Below are 15876 nucleotides of genomic sequence, written 5' to 3'. Positions count from 1 at the left end.
CCGTCGCCCGGAAGCGCGCGACCGCGCGATTTCGGTGTGACAGGCCGCGCGATGATGCGTAGAAACCCGCGCCGTCCCGGCCGCGTGCCGCGGCCGAACCTTGCCCCGGCCGCGCGCCCGCCTTCCGCGCCGCGGCCCGACCTAGCGAGAGGAAACCCGCCGCGATGAGCGATTCCGGAGCGGACAAGCAGCCCGACGTCCAGCTGCCCAACGTGCACGTGCGGGCCGAGGTCCTGGTGCAGGCGCTGCCGCACATGCAGCGCTACGACGAGGAGGTCGTCGTCATCAAGTATGGCGGCCACGCCATGGGCGACCGCGCCGCCGCGGAGGATTTCGCCGAGGACATCGTGCTTCTCGAGCAGTCGGGCCTCAAGCCCGTGGTGGTCCATGGCGGCGGGCCGCAGATCGGCCGCATGCTCGACCGGCTCGGCATCAAGTCCGAGTTCCGCGAGGGCCTGCGCGTCACCGACGAGGCCACCGTCGAGGTGGTCGAGATGGTCCTGGCCGGCTCGATCAACAAGCAGATCGTCGGCTGGATCTCGGCCGAGGGCGGCAAGGCGATCGGCCTGTGCGGCAAGGACGGCAACATGGTGCGGGCGCGCCGCGCCGCCCGCACGGTGACCGACCCGGATTCGCACATCGAGCGCCACGTCGATCTCGGCCTCGTCGGCGAGCCCGAGCACGTCGACCGCACGGTGCTCGACGCGGTGCTGAAGGCCGAGCTGATCCCGGTCCTCGCCCCGGTGGCGGTCGGCGCCGACAATCAGACCTACAACGTCAACGCCGACACCTTCGCGGGGGCGATCGCCGGGGCGATGCGGGCCAAGCGCCTGCTGCTGCTGACCGACGTGCCGGGCGTGCTCGACAAGAACAAGAAGCTGATCCCGGAACTGTCGATCGAGGATTGCCGCCGGCTCATCGCCGACGGAACCATCACGGCCGGCATGATCCCGAAGATCGAGACCTGCATCTACGCGCTGGAGCAGGGCGTCGAAGCGGTGGTCATCCTCGACGGCAAGGTGCCGCACGCGGTGCTGCTCGAGCTGTTCACCGATTACGGCGCCGGCACCCTGATCCGCCGGTCCTGACACGCCATCGGACGACCGGGCGGCCGCCTCTCGCGGCCGCCCGGTCCGTCGGAGCCTTCTTTCGTCTTCCCTTCCGCCCCGCCTCGCTTAATCTAGGCGCCCGGGGCCGTGGGGCCCCCGTCGCCGGATCGTCCCTTGCTGCTGCCAGGCGAGAGCCACCTCACCGCGCCCGAGGCCCGTGGCTTCTCCGGGGTCGATACCTGGGTGTTCGACCTCGACAACACGCTCTATCCCCACGACGCCCGGGTCTGGCCGCAGGTCGACGAGCGCATCACGCTCTACGTGATGAACCTGTTCGGCCTCGACGGGATCTCGGCCCGTGCCCTGCAGAAATACTTCTATCACCGCTACGGCACGACTTTGCGCGCCCTGATGGCCGAGTGGAAGATCGACCCGTACGACTTCCTCGACTTCGCCCACGACATCGACCATTCGAGCATCGCCCTCGACCCGGGCCTCGGCCTGGCGATCGAGGGCCTGCCCGGCCGCAAGCTGATCCTCACCAACGGCTCGCGCCGGCACGCCGAGAACGTCGCGAAGAAGCTCGGCATCCTCGACCATTTCGAGGACGTGTTCGACATCGCGGCGGCCGACTTCGTGCCCAAGCCCGAGCGCAGCGCGTACGAGAAGTTCCTCGACCGCCACGGGGTCGACCCGACGCGCTCGGCCCTGTTCGAGGACATGGCCAAGAACCTCGTCGTTCCGCACGACCTCGGCATGGCGACGGTGCTGGTGGTGCCCCGCACCATCGACCCGTTCCGCGAGAGCTTCGAGCAGGAGGCGGTGCGCGCGCCCCATATCGACCACATCACCAACGACCTCGCGGGCTTCCTGACCGATCGGGTCGCCCCGGCGCTGGCGGCGTGAGCCCGCAGGAACGCCCCGGGCGGGACCCGCACGGTCGCGGGCCGGACGCCGACGACCCAGTGGAGATCTGGGGCCGGCGCATCGGCCGCGGGCTCGGCGGCATCGCGCTCGCAGGGCTCGCCTTCCTGCTCGGCCGGCAATTGCAGCTGTGGTGAGACTCGCGCCCGGAGACGAGATGTCCCAGACCGATTGGAGCGGACGCAAGGCCCCCGACCTCGCCGCCATCGAGGCCCTGGCCGAGGCGGCCTTCGCGCGCCTGCCGGAGGGGTTCCGGGCCCTGTGCGACGGCGTGGTGATCCGCGTCGAGGATTTCCCCGACGACGAGACCCTGGAGGAGATGGGCTGCGAGAGCGAGTTCGACCTCCTCGGCCTGTTTCGCGGCACCGGCCTGGCCCAGGGCGGCGGCGCCCTCCATCTCGCCACCGGGCAATTTCCCAACATGGTCTGGCTCTACCGCCGGCCCCTCCTCGACTACTGGGCCGAGCACGACGAGACCCTGGACCATCTCGTAACCCATGTGCTGGTGCACGAGATCGGCCACCATGTCGGCCTGTCCGACGACGACATGGCGGCGATCGAGGCGGCGGCCGAGGCGTGATTTCGCCGGGCGCGAGCTGAGCAGATTTCACCGAAGTGGTGACCGGTTCGGCGCCGAAAATCCGCGACGGAACAAGAGCCTGAGCGGGCGAAGGGTTGGCTTGCCAACGCAAAGTCTGCTTAGGCCGACCGCCTCCGCGCCGGAAGGCCCTAGTTCTAACGTTCTAGGATGAAGCGCCGTTAGATCGCGCGTCTGCGCCGGCCCAAGCCCTTGGTCCGGCGATCGTTTCAGACCCGGAACAGCGTCCTGTCGGCTCGATCATGCCCCAGGGCAGTATAACGGCGAGACGATTGCCGGCGAGCGGGGGCTTCCCCTATCGGCGAGGACGGACCGGCGATCCGGTCGTCACCGCGATCCCCGACATGTCCAGCCGCATCATCCTCGACCCCATCCGCATCGACACCGGCAGCAGCGACAGCGAGGGCCGCCTGGCCTATCGCGACGGGCGCCTGATCGGCGTCCTGACGTTGCTCGATCCCGAGTTGCACGGCGAACTCGGCGTCGGCCGGCACTGGTTCCTGGAGGCCGGGTTCGGGCCGACCTCCGGCGAGCCGCGCCCGCCGGCCTTCCCGACCCTCGACGCGGCACGGGCCTGGCTCGCCGACCGGAGTGCCCGGTCCCCGTGCCGGGCGGCGCGGGCGCCTGAGGCTACGCCGCGCTGCGCGGCGGCAGGGCGCTCGCCTTCGGGCGGCTGGTGCGGAACTGCCCGCGCTCCACGGCGATGAACACCAGCACCACCACGGTCACGCTGGTGAACCACCAGCTCGCCGTGGTGCCGATGCCGAGGCAGGCGGAGGCGAAGGCGGTGGCGGCGGTCGCCATCGCGCCGGGTGTCAGCACCGGGTGCTCTCGGCCGGAATGGCGGATGCCGTTCCACAGCACGAAGGCCGCCGCGAAGGCGCCGACGATTCCGAGTTCGTACCAGATCTCGAACAGCAGCGAGGCCGGGGCGTTGATCGGCAGCATGCCGATCACCTTGCCGCGCAGGGCCGTCTCGAGGCCGTGGCCGGTGATCAGGCGCAGCGGCTCGGTCGTCACCACCCGCTGCCAGGCCTTCAGCGACAGGATCGTCGGATGGAGCGGCCCGAGCACCGGCGTGAGCAGCGGCCGCAGCAGGAAGGGCAGCAGCGGCGCCAGCGCGACGAGGCCCGCGGCCACGCCCGCTGTGACCCGCACCCCGAGCCCCTGGCGCCAGGCCGACAGCGCGAAGGCGGCGGCCCCGACCGCGAGGGCGAGCAGCGGCACGGGACCGGGAGAGAGCACCAGGGCGACCGCGACCGCCAGGGCGAGGCCGAGGGCCTGCATGTCGCGCCGGCGCGAGCGCAGCCAGGCGGCGGCGGGCCAGACCAGCAGGGCGAGCAGCATCGCGCCGCGCTCGAGGGCGCCGTCGTCCTCGAGCGCGCTCCTCACGGCGGTGCCGCCGGACAGCCCGAGGAGAATCGCCCCGATCGCCGCCGCACCGACGCCGAGCGGCAGGAGGTAGAGGTTGGCCGAGCGCATCCGGTCGGGCAGCGCGAGGTAGCCCGCCACCGTCAGCCCCACAGTGGCGGCGAGGTTGAGCAGGCGCTCGCTCGCCGGGCCGGGAAACGGCGTCCAGACCAGCGAGAGCGCGCACCAGCCGAGCAGGAGGACGCCGGCCAGGATCGCCCTGGCGCCGCCCAGGCGCGCCAGCCCGGCGGCCAGCGGGCGCTGGGCTCCGTCGAGGAAAGCCGCGACGATCAGGAGCGCGATGCCGATCGGTGCCAGGATCACCACCGAGCGCCGCGACACCAGGGCGGTGACCGGGATCACCACGGTCAGGCCGAAGAAGGCGAGGCGTCGCAGCAGCGCCGCCGCATCGACGGCGGGATCGGTGGTGTGCGTCGTCGCGCGCGGCATGGCGGCTTTTCCGGCTGGCGGCCCGGCGGGCGCCGTTCTCCCCTCCTAGTCGAGAGGGCGGCTCGTGCGCTGTAGATGGAGCGCAACACTGAGGCGGGCGCGCCTCAGCCGGGCGGCCGGAGCGCCGTCGCCACGTCCTCGTCCGTGACCGCCTCCAGGGGCTTCCCGATCTTGCAGGCGCGCGAGCGGGCGCCCGGCAGCATCACCAGGATCACCGTCTCGGTGCCCGGGCAGGCCGGATCGGCGCAGACGATCTCGCTCACCGTCAGGCTCACCTCGGGGCCGAAGCCGCCGAGCCGGCGGGCGGCCGCCGCGACCCGGGCCCGCGCGGCGGCGTCCGGTCCCGGGCGTCGGCGGAAGGCGCCGAGGAGGCCCATGGCCCCTAGCGCGGCAGGCTGAGGAGGCCGGCCTGCCCGTCGGCGCAACCGAAGGCGAGGTGCTCGCCCCCCGCGTGCCAGCTCAGGGCCGTCACGGCGCTGCCCCGCACCGCTGGGCGCACCAGGAGCTCGGAGGCGTCGGTGAAGCGGATCAGCAGCACGCAGCCGTCCTCGTAGCCCGCGGCGAGGACCGGGGACTTCGGGTGGAAGGCCACCCGCGAGACCCGGGCCGGGCGCACGCCGCATTCCCGCGGCGCCTTGCCGGTCGGGCCTTCCTTGGAATCGAACGGCCACACGATCACGGCCTCGGCGCCGCTCGTCGCCAGCCAGTCCCCGTCCGAGGACCAGGCATAGGAGCGCACCTTGGCGGGGTAGCCGGTCATCCGCATGTGGCCGCGGTCGGGCTGGAGGCGCCAGCCGTGCAGGGCGTTCTCCTGCATGGTGGTGATGACGAAGCGCCCGTCCGTCGACCAGGTGACGTCGATGTGCGAGCCCTTCCAGGTCAGGGGCTCGGGCGGGGTGTCGAGGTTGGGGTACCACAGCGTCGCCCCGCCGTAATGCGACACCGCGAGCCGATATCCCTTGGGCGCGAAGGCGAGTCCGCGGGCGGTCGAGGGCGCCTCGAACACCTTTTCCCGGCCCTTGGCATCGCGGGCGACGACGCGCTTGCCCGCGGCGAACGCGACCCCGCCGTCGGGATGCAGGGCCAGGGCGTCGATCCAGGCGGCACCCTGCGCGGTCGCGACCGGCTCGGCCGTGCCGCCGGCCTTGATCGCGACGACCCGGCCGTCGTCGCCCCCGGTGACGAGGCGCTTGCCGTCGCCGGCCGCCACCAGGATCCCGGCCTCGGGATGGGCCTCGACCCGCGCGGTCTCGCTACCCTCATGGACGAGCAGCACCGTCCCGTCGCCGAGGGACAGGGCGAGGGTCCGGCCGAGCCAGTGCGCCGCGATGACGTGGGCGCCGGCCGCCACGTCGGTGACCTGCTGGGTGAGGGAGGGGGCAGCGGAGGCGCTCATCGCTCGTCTCTGAACCTCTGGGGCGTCGCCCGGGCGGGAGGGGCCGGTTCTCCCGAACCCGGAGGGGCGGGCCTCTCACACGGGAGGGCATCGCGCAAGGGTGCGCGGGGGGTGCGCGGGGGTTCGATTGCGCGGGCGGGGCCGGTTCCCGCGGGCATTAACCGGCCGTCCCGCAGGGTTAAGGCTTCGCTCACCAAACCCCGTCAATTCGATGGATCCACCCCGAACACGGCTGCGGTTCCGGCGGTTCTTCCCTCGAACCGTCGCCGGACCGCACCTCGGGCGAGCCGGCGGCCCCTACCCTCCCGGGAAGCGAGTTGCGTCATGATCCAGTTTGCCTACGCGGCGATGGTGCCGCCCACCGCCCTCTCCTGGGAGACGGTGCTGGTGGTCGAGGACGAGGCGATGGTCTGCGAGATCGCCGCCGAGGCCCTGGCGGACGAGGGCTATCGCGTGCTGACCGCCGCTGACGCGGTCGAGGCGGAGCGCATCCTGCAGGCCGAGCGGGTCGACATGCTGTTCACCGACATCGACCTCGCCCGCAACACCAACGGGGTCGCACTCGCCCGCGACGCCAGGCGCCACTGCCCGCGCCTGCCGGTCGTCTATACCTCGGGCGGCCGCCACGCCCTGCCGGCGGGCGAGGCCGTCACCGGCTCGGTCTTCGTCCCCAAGCCCTACCGCCCGAGCCAGATCGTGGCCCTCGCCAACCGGATCCTCGGGCACTGACCCGACCCGAGAACCCGTTCCATCCCTTCTGGAGACAGACACCGATGCGCGCGCCCTTCGTCATGACCGGTCTTCTGGCCGGCCTCCTCGCCGTCCAGGCCCTGACCGCGGGTGCCAAGGACGCCACGCCCAAGGACGCGACCCCCGCCCCGACGGCGGCAGCGCCGAGTGCGACCTGCGACATCGTCGGCCTGCGGCTCGAGGACGTGATCGCCAAGTCGTCCGAACTGAAGAAGTCCGCGAACGAGCAGGCCGTGCGCGACCTGCGTACCCTGCGCGATGCCGCGGTGGTGCTCGACACCTACAAGCACCCGGAGGTCTGCGCCCGGGTCCTGACGGTCCTGCGCGGGCTGATCGCCAACCCCGAGCGGGCGATCGACCAGGGCGGCGACACCGACGAGGAGAAGGCCGAGGCCGTCGAGGAGGCTCGCAAGCCGAAGGTGCAGGACGGCAAGGAGCCCGAGAGCAAGAACTCCGAGAGCAAGCCGGCGGAGCCCAAGACGCCGACCAAGTCCCCGGAGACCGCCGCCGAGCCGACGAAGAAGTAGAGGCCGGCCGGCAATCGAATTGCCGAATTATCCCGGATCCCTGTAACAGATTGGAATTCCTCTGAGTTTCTGCGGCGGCCTTGATCCTGCCCGGCCACCTCGCTAGTTCGGTCGTGTCGGCGGTCCGGGGCTTTCCCGGGCCGGAACCGGCCTTGTCCGACGAACCGGAGCGGGAGCCGCGAGCGGCGTCGCACCGTTGCCCGCCCGGGCAGACGGTGCGCGCAGGGACGGCCCGTTCGTGTTCGCCGTCCAGAGGAGTTCGAGACGTGCTGACGCAAGGGTTGCCGCGCCGCCGGGGCCGTCCCCCCGGCCTAGCCTTTCGCCTCGTGCCGTCGCTGGTGCTGCTCGCCGCCGCGACGGCCCACCCCGCCGCCGCGACCGAAGCCCCTTCTGCGGCCCCCGCGGCCGTGACCCAGGCGGCCGTCACCCCGGCCGGCGCCGGCGCGCCGCTACGCGTCGAGCTGAACAAGCTCGAGACCGCCGGCGAGGCCTGCAAGGCGGTGATGATCGTCGAGAACGGCAAGGGCGGCGCGATCAAGTCGCTGCGCCTCGATCTCTACGCCTTCGACACCGACGGCGTGGTGCAGAAGCGCAGCATGGTCGAGCTCGGCCCGGTGCCGGCCCGCAAGACGGCGCTCCGCCAGTTCGAGATCGCCCCCACCCCCTGCCCGCAGGTCGGCCGGGTGCTGCTCAACGACGTGGCCGCCTGCGAGGGCAAGGAAGCCTCGGGTCACGACCTGACCCGCGAAGCCTGCCTCGATCGCATCGAGCCGTCCTCCGCAAAGGGCGCCGCACCGTTCGTGCGCTGACCGCCGCTTCCCCCTCCTCCCTTCTTCCGGAGCCCGCCGAGATGGATCCGACCACCGCGCCCGCCGCGACCGCCGGCCACGACTTCTCCTTCCTCGGCCTCTTCCTGCAGGCCGACCCGATCGTGAAGGGGGTGATGATCCTCCTGGTCCTCGCCTCCGTGGTCTCCTGGACGATCATCATCGAGAAGGTGGTGCGCATCGCCGGTGCCCGCCGCCAGGCCAAGGCCTTCGCCCGCCTCGTCGCCAGCGGCGGCATGCCGGAGGCGCGCTCGGGCATCTCCGCCCGCGTGGTCGGCGCCGCCCAGGAGGCCTGGCGCGACCAGGACGCCAGCGAGACCCGGGCCGAGCGGCGCGAGCGCATCGAGCGCGCCATGCGGGCCGTGCTCACCCTCGACCTGAAGCGGCTGCAGATCGGCCTGCCGTTCCTGGCCAGCGCCGGCTCGGCGGCGCCGTTCATCGGCCTGTTCGGCACCGTCTGGGGCATCATGAACTCCTTCTCGTCGATCGCGAAGAGCCAGGACACCAGCCTCGCGGTGGTGGCCCCGGGCATCGCCGAGGCGCTGTTCGCCACCGCGATCGGCCTCGTGGTCGCGATCCCCGCGGTGCTCGCCTACAACAAGTTCTCGACCGACCTCGCCAAGGTGCAGGCCTCGTTCGTCTCCGGCATCGGCATCCTCGGCAACCGGCTGGCCCGGGACCGCGGCCACCACGCCCGCAGCGCCGCCGCCGAGTAGGCGCGGCGCGAGCCGGCGCGGGAAATCCCCCGCGCCCCTTGGTTTCACGACTTCGCCTGCCCCGTCGCGGCAGGCTCCGGGAGAGGCCCGCCAGATGGGTATGGGACCTGTGCAGGGCGGCGCCGGCGACGAGGATGGCTTCGACGCCGCGCCGATGTCCGAGATCAACGTCACCCCGATGGTCGACGTGATGCTGGTGCTCCTGATCATCTTCATGGTCGCCGCGCCGCTCATGACCGTCGGCGTGCCGGTGCAGCTGCCGAAGACCGCGGCGGCCAAGAGCGCCGAATCGAAGAAGCCCGTCGTCGTCTCGGTCGACAAGGACGGCCAGGCCTTCCTGGCCAAGGAGGCACTGCCGGCCGACACCGCGCTCGCGCGCCTCAAGCAGGCGGCCGCCGAGGACCCGGGCCAGACCGTGCTGGTGCGCGGCGACAAGGACGTGCCCTACGGCAAGGTGATGGAAGTCATGGGCCTCGTCGGCCAGGCCGGCTTCGCCAAGGTCTCGCTGATCGCCAACGCGCCGTCGGGCGGGGCTGCCGCCGCCGCGCCGGCCCCGGCGGCCCCGCGCTGATCCGATGAGCCAGACCGTGACGACCGACGCGCCGGAGCCGCGCGAGCCGGGGACGGGGCTCGGCGCCGCCTTCCTGGTGGCGCTGGCGCTCCATGCCGGCGGCCTCTTCGCCCTCACCTACTGGCGCGGCGCCCCGACGCCGCCGGGCGAGAACGAGATCACCATCGATCTGGCGCCGGATCTCGCGGCGGTCGACGTGCCGAACGAGTCGAAGGACAGCGAGAGCACGCCGACGCCGACCGACGTGACCCCGCCGACCACGGTGCCGACGGCCGAGCCGCCCTCCGACACCGTGCCGGTCGAGACGCCGCCTCCGCCCGAGACCAAGGTGGAGGAGACGCCGCAGGAGACCCCGGTCGAGCCGATGCCGGCCGAGGCGGTCCCGATGGAGAAGCCGCCCGAGCCCGTGACCGAGGCGGTGCAGGAGCCCGAGGAGCAGGTCGTCACCTCGACCGCCCAGGACGCTCCCGCGACCGTGGTGGCCCGCCCGGTGACCGAGCCCAAGCCGGAGCCGAAGCCGGTCCCGAAGCCCGTGGCCAAGCCCAAGCCCGTCGAGAAGCCGAAGCCGGTCGAGAAGCCCAAGCCCGTGGAGGCGAAGAAGCCGCCGCCGAAACCCACGCGCGACGTCAAGCGCGAGGCCGAGCAGGCGGCCGAGCGCCGCGCGGAAGCCGCTCGCCAGCGCCGCGCCGCCGCCTCCGCGTCGCGGATGAACGACGGCGGCGCCTCGGCGGCCGCGAGCGCCAGTGCGGCACGGATGTGGGGCGCGATGGTGCGCGGGGCGATCCAGGGCCGCGCCCGCAGCGTCGGGGCGGCCGGCACCGCGACGGTCCGGTTCACCGTCTCCCGGTCCGGCCGGGTGCTCGGCGCGTCCCTCGCCGGCAGCAGCGGCAACGGCAGCATCGACGCGGCGGCGGTGGCGGCGGCCTCCGGCAGCCTGCCGCCGGCCCCGCCGGAATTCACCGGCGCGCAGCAGAGCTTCACCCTGCCGGTGCGGTTCAACTGAGGCCGTCAGCCCGGGGGGACCGGAACCCGGTCGCGCCCCCCGGGTATTCCGGTCGGCGGCCCGGCCTGTGCCGGGCGCCCGGCCGGCTCGGGACGACCTGCGTCACATGACCATCTACTTCACCAGCGACACCCATTTCGGCGACCCTCGGGTGCTGCGCATCGATCGCCGGCCCTTCCCCGACCTCGCGACCCACGATGCCGCCCTGGTCGAGAACTGGAACGCCGTGGTGGAGCCCGACGACACGGTCTGGCACCTCGGCGACTTCGCTCTCGGCCCGCCGCCGGAGCGGGTGCGGGCCTTGCTGGCGGTCCTGAACGGCCACAAGCACCTGATCGTCGGCAACAACGACGGGTCCGCGACGCTCGACGCGCCGGGCTGGCTCAGCACCGCCCACTACGCCGAGATCGATGTCGACGGGCAGCACCTCGTCCTCTGCCACTACGCGTTCCGAACCTGGAACCGCATGGGCCGCGGGGTTCTGAACCTGCACGGCCATTCCCACGGCAAGCTCACGCCGGCGACCCGGCAATACGACGTCGGCGTCGATGCCCGGGATTTCCGCCCGGTCACCCTCGAGACGATCCGCACGACCCGGCGGCGTCGCAAGGCCGGCTGATCGGGTCCTGTCGACCGCGCGGGCAGGCCTGGCGAGCATCCAGGCAGTTTCGGGCGGAACCCCACGCCCGCCCACGACGTTCCTCGGTCACAATAAGCAAGCTTGGCATCGGGCCTCATCCTTGAGGCGGATCGCCGCAGCTTCGGATCCCGAATCAGTACGTGAGTTCAACGATGGCCTTCATGCGTCGTCTCCCGTTCGGCTGGCCCGTCGCCGCCGTCCTGCTCCTCGCCGCCGGTCCCGCCCTCGCGCAGCCGGCCTGCATCGGCGCCCAGCGCAAGATCGACGAAGCCGGTGCCCTCCGCTTCCAGGCCTGCCAGGACGCCCGCATCGGCGACCGCGACCGGGTCTGCGACAACCTCGGCGATGCCAAGGACCGCTACGAGGATGCCCGCGACAAGCTCGACGATTGCGGGCTGAGCGTCGCCTCGGTCGACCTCAAGAGCGCCTTGCGCTCGGTCCGGCAGGAAAAGCGCTTCTTCCGCTGCGACTGACGGGGTGCCGAAGCGCACACCGTTTCATCCAAGCTCAACCTATCCCTCTCGCCGGGCGGTGCCGTGATTCGGCGCGCCAGATCGGATCTTTCGCCATGACCAGCATCACCCAGACCTCGACCGAGTCCCGCCTCTCCACCCCGACCGCCGGCGCGCATTCCTTCACGGCGGCGCTTTGCGGCTTCCTGGGCTCGACCGCGGCGACCACCGTGGTGATGCTGCTGCTCAGCAGCGTCTGATCGCTGCGAGGCATTGCGTCCAGGGCGCGCAACGGACCTACGGCGCCACCGACCAGAATCGGCGCCGGGCAAACAGCATCTCCGGCTGGCCGACCTGCGGGCTCCCCGCCTGCACCTGCACCGGCGCCGCTGGCGGGCAGACAGGGTCCGGCCGTTTCGTCTGGATCACGACCGGCTCGGGACGGACCATCCCCATCCTCACCTGGATGTCCGGATTACGCAGAGCCGCGACTGTCGCCACGGCAGCCATCAATGCGCCCGCGATGGCGCCGAGGAGGAAGTTCAGCATAGCGGCCGGTCCTTGCGCCGACATCGTAGCGGTTTGAGGGCGGTCCCTCACCTCCGGCCGGCCGTCAAGCCCGTCCGGTGCGCTGCAACGTCGGTTCTTTCACAACTCAAGCTTAACAAATCGATGGCAAACCTGCCGCCGGGCCATCGCAGGGCCCGACGGAGACGCAAGACGATGAGCTACGCGGCGAACGCCTATGCGCGCACGTCCCAGGTGGCGCTGACACCCCGCGAGGCGGAGGCCGCGATCCTGATCAAGGCCGCCGTGAGCCTGCAGGCGGTTCAGGACAATTGGGGCGCGCATCAACTGACGCTGGACGATGCCCTCGGCTACAACCGCAAGGTCTGGACCTTGCTTGCCACCTCGGCGACCGAGGCGGACTCGCCGCTGTCCCAGGAACTCAAGGTCTCCATGGCACAGCTCGGCGCCTTCGTGTTCACCCGCACCCTCGACACGCTGGTCGAGCCGAGCGCCGACAAGCTGACGGCGCTGATCGAGATCAACCGCAACCTCGCGAACGGCCTGCGCGGCAACGCCTGACGCCGGCCGCGCAAAAACATCCCCGCCCCCGTCGGGGACGGGGATGCACCGGCCTAGGTCCGTTGCCGGTCGGGGGCGCTGTCGGCACCGGAGGTCGACGTCATCGGCGCCTCGCCGCCGCTGGTGTTGTCCTCGCCGCGCGTGGGCATCGTCTGGTCGAAGTTGCGCCGGTTGGCGGCGTGGTCGTGGTACTGCTCGGTCTGGACGTGCTTGCCGTCGAGGCCCCGCTCCGCGCCGTGCTGGGACTTGTCGCGGTTGCTGAGGACCATGTTCTCCTCGAGGATGCCCTCGGGCAGCTCGGTCATCGCCCCGGTGCCCGAGCCCTTGCCCTGCGCTCCGGGGCCCATGTTGTGCCTGTCGGCCTTGGCCATGCTCATCCTCCGGTCGTCCCATGGAGCGCGGACCCACCGCGCTCCCCGTACCCGGTAAGAGTATGAGTGGAAGCGCCCGCAGCAAGCGCGGTGGCCGCAAATATTTCCCGGAACCTTTTGGACCAAGAAGGTGGTGCCTCCGCGCCGTCAGTCCTTCCGGCATGGGAACGCGTCGCGCAGGGCGAGGAGCGCCAGTACGCCGGCCGGTTCGCGCAGGGCCGGCGGGTGAGCCGCCCCGTACGCGACGACGGCCCGGACGAGCTGCAGCCTGTTGCCGTCCGGCGGCAGGCAGGTGCCGAGGATCGGCGGCTGGTTGGCCGTGTCGGCCACGCCGGCGAGATCCTGGACGGCGCCCATGAACGACCAGCAGCCGACAGTTTCGGGATCCTGGCGGAACTCCACCTGGTCGCCACGAGCCTTGGCGCTGCGCAAGAGGACCTTGCACTGCGCCACCAGCACCGCGCCCTCGGCGGCACGGGCCGGCTCCGGGAGCAGCCCGGACGTCGCGAGCGCACCGAGAAGAGCGAGGGTCTTCTGCAGGCGCACGCCCCCCCGGCTCCGCAGGTTCTCGCCGGAGGACGGCGCGCGGCACGCAAACCTGCTCAGGATCGACATGGAAACTCGACTCGGTACGACAGGCCGCCTGCCTGCGGCCCGTCGCATCCTAGCAAGCGCAGCCGCGGACCGCCCCCGTCGCCGCGCGGCCAGCCACACCTTCGTTGCCGCAGGGTGCGCGCCGCTGTAGCCCGAGGGCCGCACCCGCGTCTTCGCGGGGCCCGATCAGCGGGCCGGATAGACCACTCGGGCGAGCGTCGCCTCGGCGCGGGTCACGGCCTCGGTCGCCGGCCCGGCCTTCTGGTAGCGCGCCATCAGCCGGCGGGCGGCATCCGCCGGCAGCGCCCCGATCGGCGCGGTCATCGCCAGCAACTCCTTGCGGGTCTTGCTCGCCACCACGCCGGGACGGTTCACGTCCTGGAAGTCGCTCATCTTGTGCCGGTCGGTGTCGGAGGTGCCCTGGAACACCCGCGGCCCCTCCGGCATGATCACGATGTCGCCCGGGCGCAGGGTCGGATCGCGCAGGAGCGCGGTGCGCGCGTCGAGCGACTTGAGCGGCGATACCGCGATGGCGAGGGGCTTGGTATCAGTCTTCTCCGGCTTCACGTCGGCCTTCGGCAGTGCCACGTAGCGGGTGCGGCCGCGCAGGGCCTTGGCCTGGATCGCGAGGCGGTTGCGCCGGCTGGCCCGCTGGCGGATCGGCGCATCGTAAGGCTGGACCACGGAGGGCTGGGCCACCGGCGCCGGGGCGTAGGCCGGCGGGGGATTGAAGATCTGACGCAGGAAGTCGAGGCCGTCGCCATCCGCCGCCCGGGCTCCCACCTGCGAGGCGATCAGCAGGCAGCCCGACGCGACCGTCAGGAGCGTGGCGCGCAACCGGACAGCCGGCATGGTCTGGGGCAGCGGCATCGAGCCTCTCCAGTCGAAACTTCGGTGGGGTTGGGAGATCTGTACTGGTACTCGGCCGGATAACCTCGACGGTGGCCCACCAGTTCCGGGTTTCGTAACAAAGATGAACGATTTATGAGCGTGGCGCCGCCGACGCGTCCCGGTTCGATCAGGTCCGCGCACCGCCGGCACGGAGCGGGCTGCGAAGGACCCCTTCGACCCGGCCTGCTCTGTCCCACGTCTTCGCGATCTCCTCGCGAAAACTGGCCGCCGGACCATCGAGCGCAGGACAATCCATGACGTTGCGGAATGCGTTTCTGTCTCTTCACGGCTGGGCCGCGATCGCCGCCGGGCTCGCGCTCGCGGGCCAGGCCCCCGCCCCCGACCGGCGCGTGCCTCTCGAGCCGACCGCCTGGCCGTTCACGGCGATCGGCCGGGTCAACGTGGTGCAGGGGCCAGCGCATCGCAGCCACTGCACCGGCACGCTCGTCGGGCCGCGCCACGTCCTGACCGCCGCCCATTGCCTGTTCGACGCCCGGATCGACGCCTGGGTTAAACCGCACCAGGTCCATTTCGTCTCCGGCCAGGCCCGGGACGCGAATGCCGGCACCGCCGAGATCGAGGCGATCCGGCTCGCCCCCGGGATCGACCTGAGAGCCGCCGCCCGGCCGCGCGACGGCGGCATCCGGCCCGGGATGGTCGGGCGGGACTGGGCGATCCTCACCCTTCGCCAGTCCCTGCCGGGAAGGCCGGTGCCCTGGCGCGTGCTGCCGGGGGCGGAACTCCCGGGCAGCCGGCCCGCCGCCGTGGTGGCACTGGCCGGCTACGCCGCGGACCGGCCCTACCTGCCGGTGATCGACCGCGGCTGCAGCGTCCGGATCGACGCGCCCTCGGCCGGACTGCTCAGCGATTCCTGCGAGTCGATGTCGGGGGAATCCGGCGCGCCGGTCCTGCTGCTCGAAACCGACGGGTCCGCGGCGCTCGTCGGCATCCACACCGCGGTGACGAACGGCGCGCGGGTCGGGCGGGCCTACCGGTCGGCGACCGGTGTCGGCGTCGCCGCCGGGAGCTTCGCCCCCGCCCTCGACGAGATGGTCAGGCCGCGCTGAAGCGCCAGAACGCCACCTGGGTCTCGCCGTAGGTCCGGCGCTCGCTCTCGGCGAAGCCGTCCGGCGCGGCGAGCGCGGCGGAGGCCGCCTCCTCCACCACCGCCAGCGCTCCGGGAACGAGCCAGCCGCCCTCGGCAGCCGCCCTCAGCGCCTTGGGGGCGAGGTCGCGGCCGTAGGGCGGGTCGCAGAAGACGAGGTCGAACGGCGCGCCCGGGGGTGCCGCGCCGAGGCGCGTGGCGTCGCGGCGAAACAGGCGCGTCGTGCCGCCGAGCCCGAGGGCGTCGAGGTTCGACCGGATCACGCCGCGCGCCTCCGCCCCGTCGTCGACGAGGAGCGCGAAGGCGGCGCCGCGGGAGATCGCCTCGCAGGAGAGCGCACCCGTGCCGGCGAACAGGTCGAGGACGCGGGCGCCCTCGACCGGGTCGTCGTAGGCATGCGCCAGGACGTTGAACATCGCCTCGCGCAACCGGTCCGAGGTCGGCCGGATCGCGTCGCTGCGGGGCCCGGCGAGCGCCCGGCCCCGCAAGGATCCTCCGACGATCCGCATCGTC

Annotated in this window: 23 protein-coding genes; 15 read left to right on the top strand and 8 right to left on the bottom strand. The window is 72.2% G+C overall.

Annotated elements, in window-relative coordinates; genetic code table 11:
* The first annotated feature begins 164 nt into the window (after positions 1-164).
* The 4 genes from argB to V3T34_RS09900 all read left to right on the top strand — a co-directional run bounded on the left by argB (position 165) and on the right by V3T34_RS09900 (position 3278).
* Positions 165-1088: an acetylglutamate kinase gene (gene argB, locus V3T34_RS09915; RefSeq protein ID WP_060845859.1), complete on the top strand. Its 924-nt coding sequence runs from the start codon at positions 165-167 to the stop codon at positions 1086-1088.
* A gap of 135 nt (positions 1089-1223) precedes the next feature.
* Positions 1224-1955, top strand: coding sequence for a pyrimidine 5'-nucleotidase (locus tag V3T34_RS09910; RefSeq protein WP_305077750.1), 732 nt, complete (start codon positions 1224-1226; stop codon positions 1953-1955).
* A 175-nt stretch (positions 1956-2130) separates the two neighbouring features.
* Positions 2131-2553 carry a metallopeptidase family protein gene (locus V3T34_RS09905; RefSeq protein ID WP_305077749.1) on the top strand — a complete coding sequence of 141 codons (423 nt, stop codon included), beginning with the start codon at positions 2131-2133 and terminating at the stop codon, positions 2551-2553.
* A gap of 362 nt (positions 2554-2915) precedes the next feature.
* Positions 2916-3278, top strand: a complete 363-nt coding sequence (locus tag V3T34_RS09900) for a hypothetical protein (RefSeq protein ID WP_197682160.1) — start codon at positions 2916-2918, stop codon at positions 3276-3278.
* Here the strand turns inward: V3T34_RS09900 and V3T34_RS09895 are convergent.
* From V3T34_RS09895 to V3T34_RS09885, 3 genes are all read right to left on the bottom strand, one after another.
* A complete protein-coding gene (locus V3T34_RS09895) occupies positions 3202-4431 on the bottom strand; it encodes a peptide ABC transporter permease (protein ID WP_305077748.1) in 1230 nt (409 codons plus the stop codon). The genes V3T34_RS09900 and V3T34_RS09895 overlap by 77 nt on opposite strands.
* 104 nt (positions 4432-4535) lie before the next feature.
* Complete coding sequence (locus V3T34_RS09890; protein ID WP_060845854.1) at positions 4536-4808, bottom strand: hypothetical protein; 273 nt, start codon at positions 4806-4808, stop codon at positions 4536-4538.
* 5 nt (positions 4809-4813) lie between these two features.
* Positions 4814-5827: a WD40 repeat domain-containing protein gene (locus V3T34_RS09885; protein WP_305077747.1), complete on the bottom strand. Its 1014-nt coding sequence runs from the start codon at positions 5825-5827 to the stop codon at positions 4814-4816.
* Between the two features lie 324 nt (positions 5828-6151).
* Between V3T34_RS09885 and V3T34_RS09880 the strand changes: the two genes are divergently transcribed.
* The 9 genes from V3T34_RS09880 (at position 6152) to V3T34_RS09840 (ending at position 11573) form a co-directional block, all read left to right on the top strand.
* Entirely contained in the window at positions 6152-6556 is a 405-nt protein-coding gene (locus tag V3T34_RS09880; protein WP_091885520.1) for a response regulator, read from the top strand.
* A gap of 44 nt (positions 6557-6600) precedes the next feature.
* The gene (locus V3T34_RS09875) at positions 6601-7104 is read left to right on the top strand and encodes a photosystem reaction center subunit H (protein ID WP_305077746.1); all 504 of its coding nucleotides are present in this window, start codon (positions 6601-6603) and stop codon (positions 7102-7104) included.
* Positions 7105-7370: 266 nt separating this feature from the next.
* Positions 7371-7913 carry a Tat pathway signal protein gene (locus V3T34_RS09870; protein ID WP_305077745.1) on the top strand — a complete coding sequence of 181 codons (543 nt, stop codon included), beginning with the start codon at positions 7371-7373 and terminating at the stop codon, positions 7911-7913.
* Positions 7914-7954: 41 nt separating this feature from the next.
* Complete coding sequence (locus V3T34_RS09865) at positions 7955-8647, top strand: MotA/TolQ/ExbB proton channel family protein (protein ID WP_060845851.1); 693 nt, start codon at positions 7955-7957, stop codon at positions 8645-8647.
* Between the two features lie 94 nt (positions 8648-8741).
* The gene (gene tolR / locus V3T34_RS09860; protein WP_060845850.1) at positions 8742-9218 is read left to right on the top strand and encodes a protein TolR; all 477 of its coding nucleotides are present in this window, start codon (positions 8742-8744) and stop codon (positions 9216-9218) included.
* 4 nt (positions 9219-9222) lie between these two features.
* On the top strand, positions 9223-10221 hold the full coding sequence (locus tag V3T34_RS09855; protein WP_305077744.1) for an energy transducer TonB family protein: 999 nt from the start codon (positions 9223-9225) through the stop codon (positions 10219-10221).
* Between the two features lie 106 nt (positions 10222-10327).
* Positions 10328-10840: a metallophosphoesterase family protein gene (locus V3T34_RS09850; protein WP_091885508.1), complete on the top strand. Its 513-nt coding sequence runs from the start codon at positions 10328-10330 to the stop codon at positions 10838-10840.
* A gap of 182 nt (positions 10841-11022) precedes the next feature.
* Entirely contained in the window at positions 11023-11334 is a 312-nt protein-coding gene (locus V3T34_RS09845; RefSeq protein ID WP_305077743.1) for a hypothetical protein, read from the top strand.
* Between the two features lie 95 nt (positions 11335-11429).
* A complete protein-coding gene (locus V3T34_RS09840) occupies positions 11430-11573 on the top strand; it encodes a hypothetical protein (RefSeq protein ID WP_167543886.1) in 144 nt (47 codons plus the stop codon).
* Between the two features lie 37 nt (positions 11574-11610).
* Here the strand turns inward: V3T34_RS09840 and V3T34_RS09835 are convergent, their stop codons facing one another.
* Entirely contained in the window at positions 11611-11862 is a 252-nt protein-coding gene (locus V3T34_RS09835) for a hypothetical protein (RefSeq protein WP_305077742.1), read from the bottom strand.
* Positions 11863-12036: 174 nt separating this feature from the next.
* Between V3T34_RS09835 and flaF the strand changes: the two genes are divergently transcribed.
* The gene (flaF, locus tag V3T34_RS09830; protein ID WP_060845845.1) at positions 12037-12402 is read left to right on the top strand and encodes a flagellar biosynthesis regulator FlaF; all 366 of its coding nucleotides are present in this window, start codon (positions 12037-12039) and stop codon (positions 12400-12402) included.
* A 53-nt stretch (positions 12403-12455) separates the two neighbouring features.
* On the opposite strand, the gene V3T34_RS09825 is transcribed toward flaF, so the two are convergent.
* The 3 genes from V3T34_RS09825 to V3T34_RS09815 all read right to left on the bottom strand — a co-directional run bounded on the left by V3T34_RS09825 (position 12456) and on the right by V3T34_RS09815 (position 14237).
* Positions 12456-12773 (bottom strand): hypothetical protein, encoded by a 318-nt coding sequence (locus V3T34_RS09825; RefSeq protein ID WP_305077741.1) that lies wholly within the window; start codon positions 12771-12773, stop codon positions 12456-12458.
* Between the two features lie 147 nt (positions 12774-12920).
* Positions 12921-13319, bottom strand: a complete 399-nt coding sequence (locus V3T34_RS09820; protein ID WP_305077740.1) for a Rap1a/Tai family immunity protein — start codon at positions 13317-13319, stop codon at positions 12921-12923.
* Between the two features lie 234 nt (positions 13320-13553).
* A complete protein-coding gene (locus tag V3T34_RS09815) occupies positions 13554-14237 on the bottom strand; it encodes a hypothetical protein (RefSeq protein WP_060845843.1) in 684 nt (227 codons plus the stop codon).
* A 275-nt stretch (positions 14238-14512) separates the two neighbouring features.
* Between V3T34_RS09815 and V3T34_RS09810 the strand changes: the two genes are divergently transcribed.
* Positions 14513-15325 carry a trypsin-like serine peptidase gene (locus V3T34_RS09810; protein WP_305077739.1) on the top strand — a complete coding sequence of 271 codons (813 nt, stop codon included), beginning with the start codon at positions 14513-14515 and terminating at the stop codon, positions 15323-15325.
* Here V3T34_RS09810 and rsmD read toward each other — a convergent pair.
* Positions 15312-15872 carry a 16S rRNA (guanine(966)-N(2))-methyltransferase RsmD gene (gene rsmD / locus V3T34_RS09805; protein WP_060845841.1) on the bottom strand — a complete coding sequence of 187 codons (561 nt, stop codon included), beginning with the start codon at positions 15870-15872 and terminating at the stop codon, positions 15312-15314. The two genes, V3T34_RS09810 and rsmD, sit on opposite strands and share 14 nt — an antisense overlap.
* Positions 15873-15876: the final 4 nt, after the last annotated feature.

Origin of the sequence: Methylobacterium ajmalii (genome assembly GCF_036448855.1) — a bacterium.
GTDB lineage: Bacteria > Pseudomonadota > Alphaproteobacteria > Rhizobiales > Beijerinckiaceae > Methylobacterium > Methylobacterium ajmalii.
This window is presented reverse-complemented; position numbering and strand designations above follow the sequence as displayed.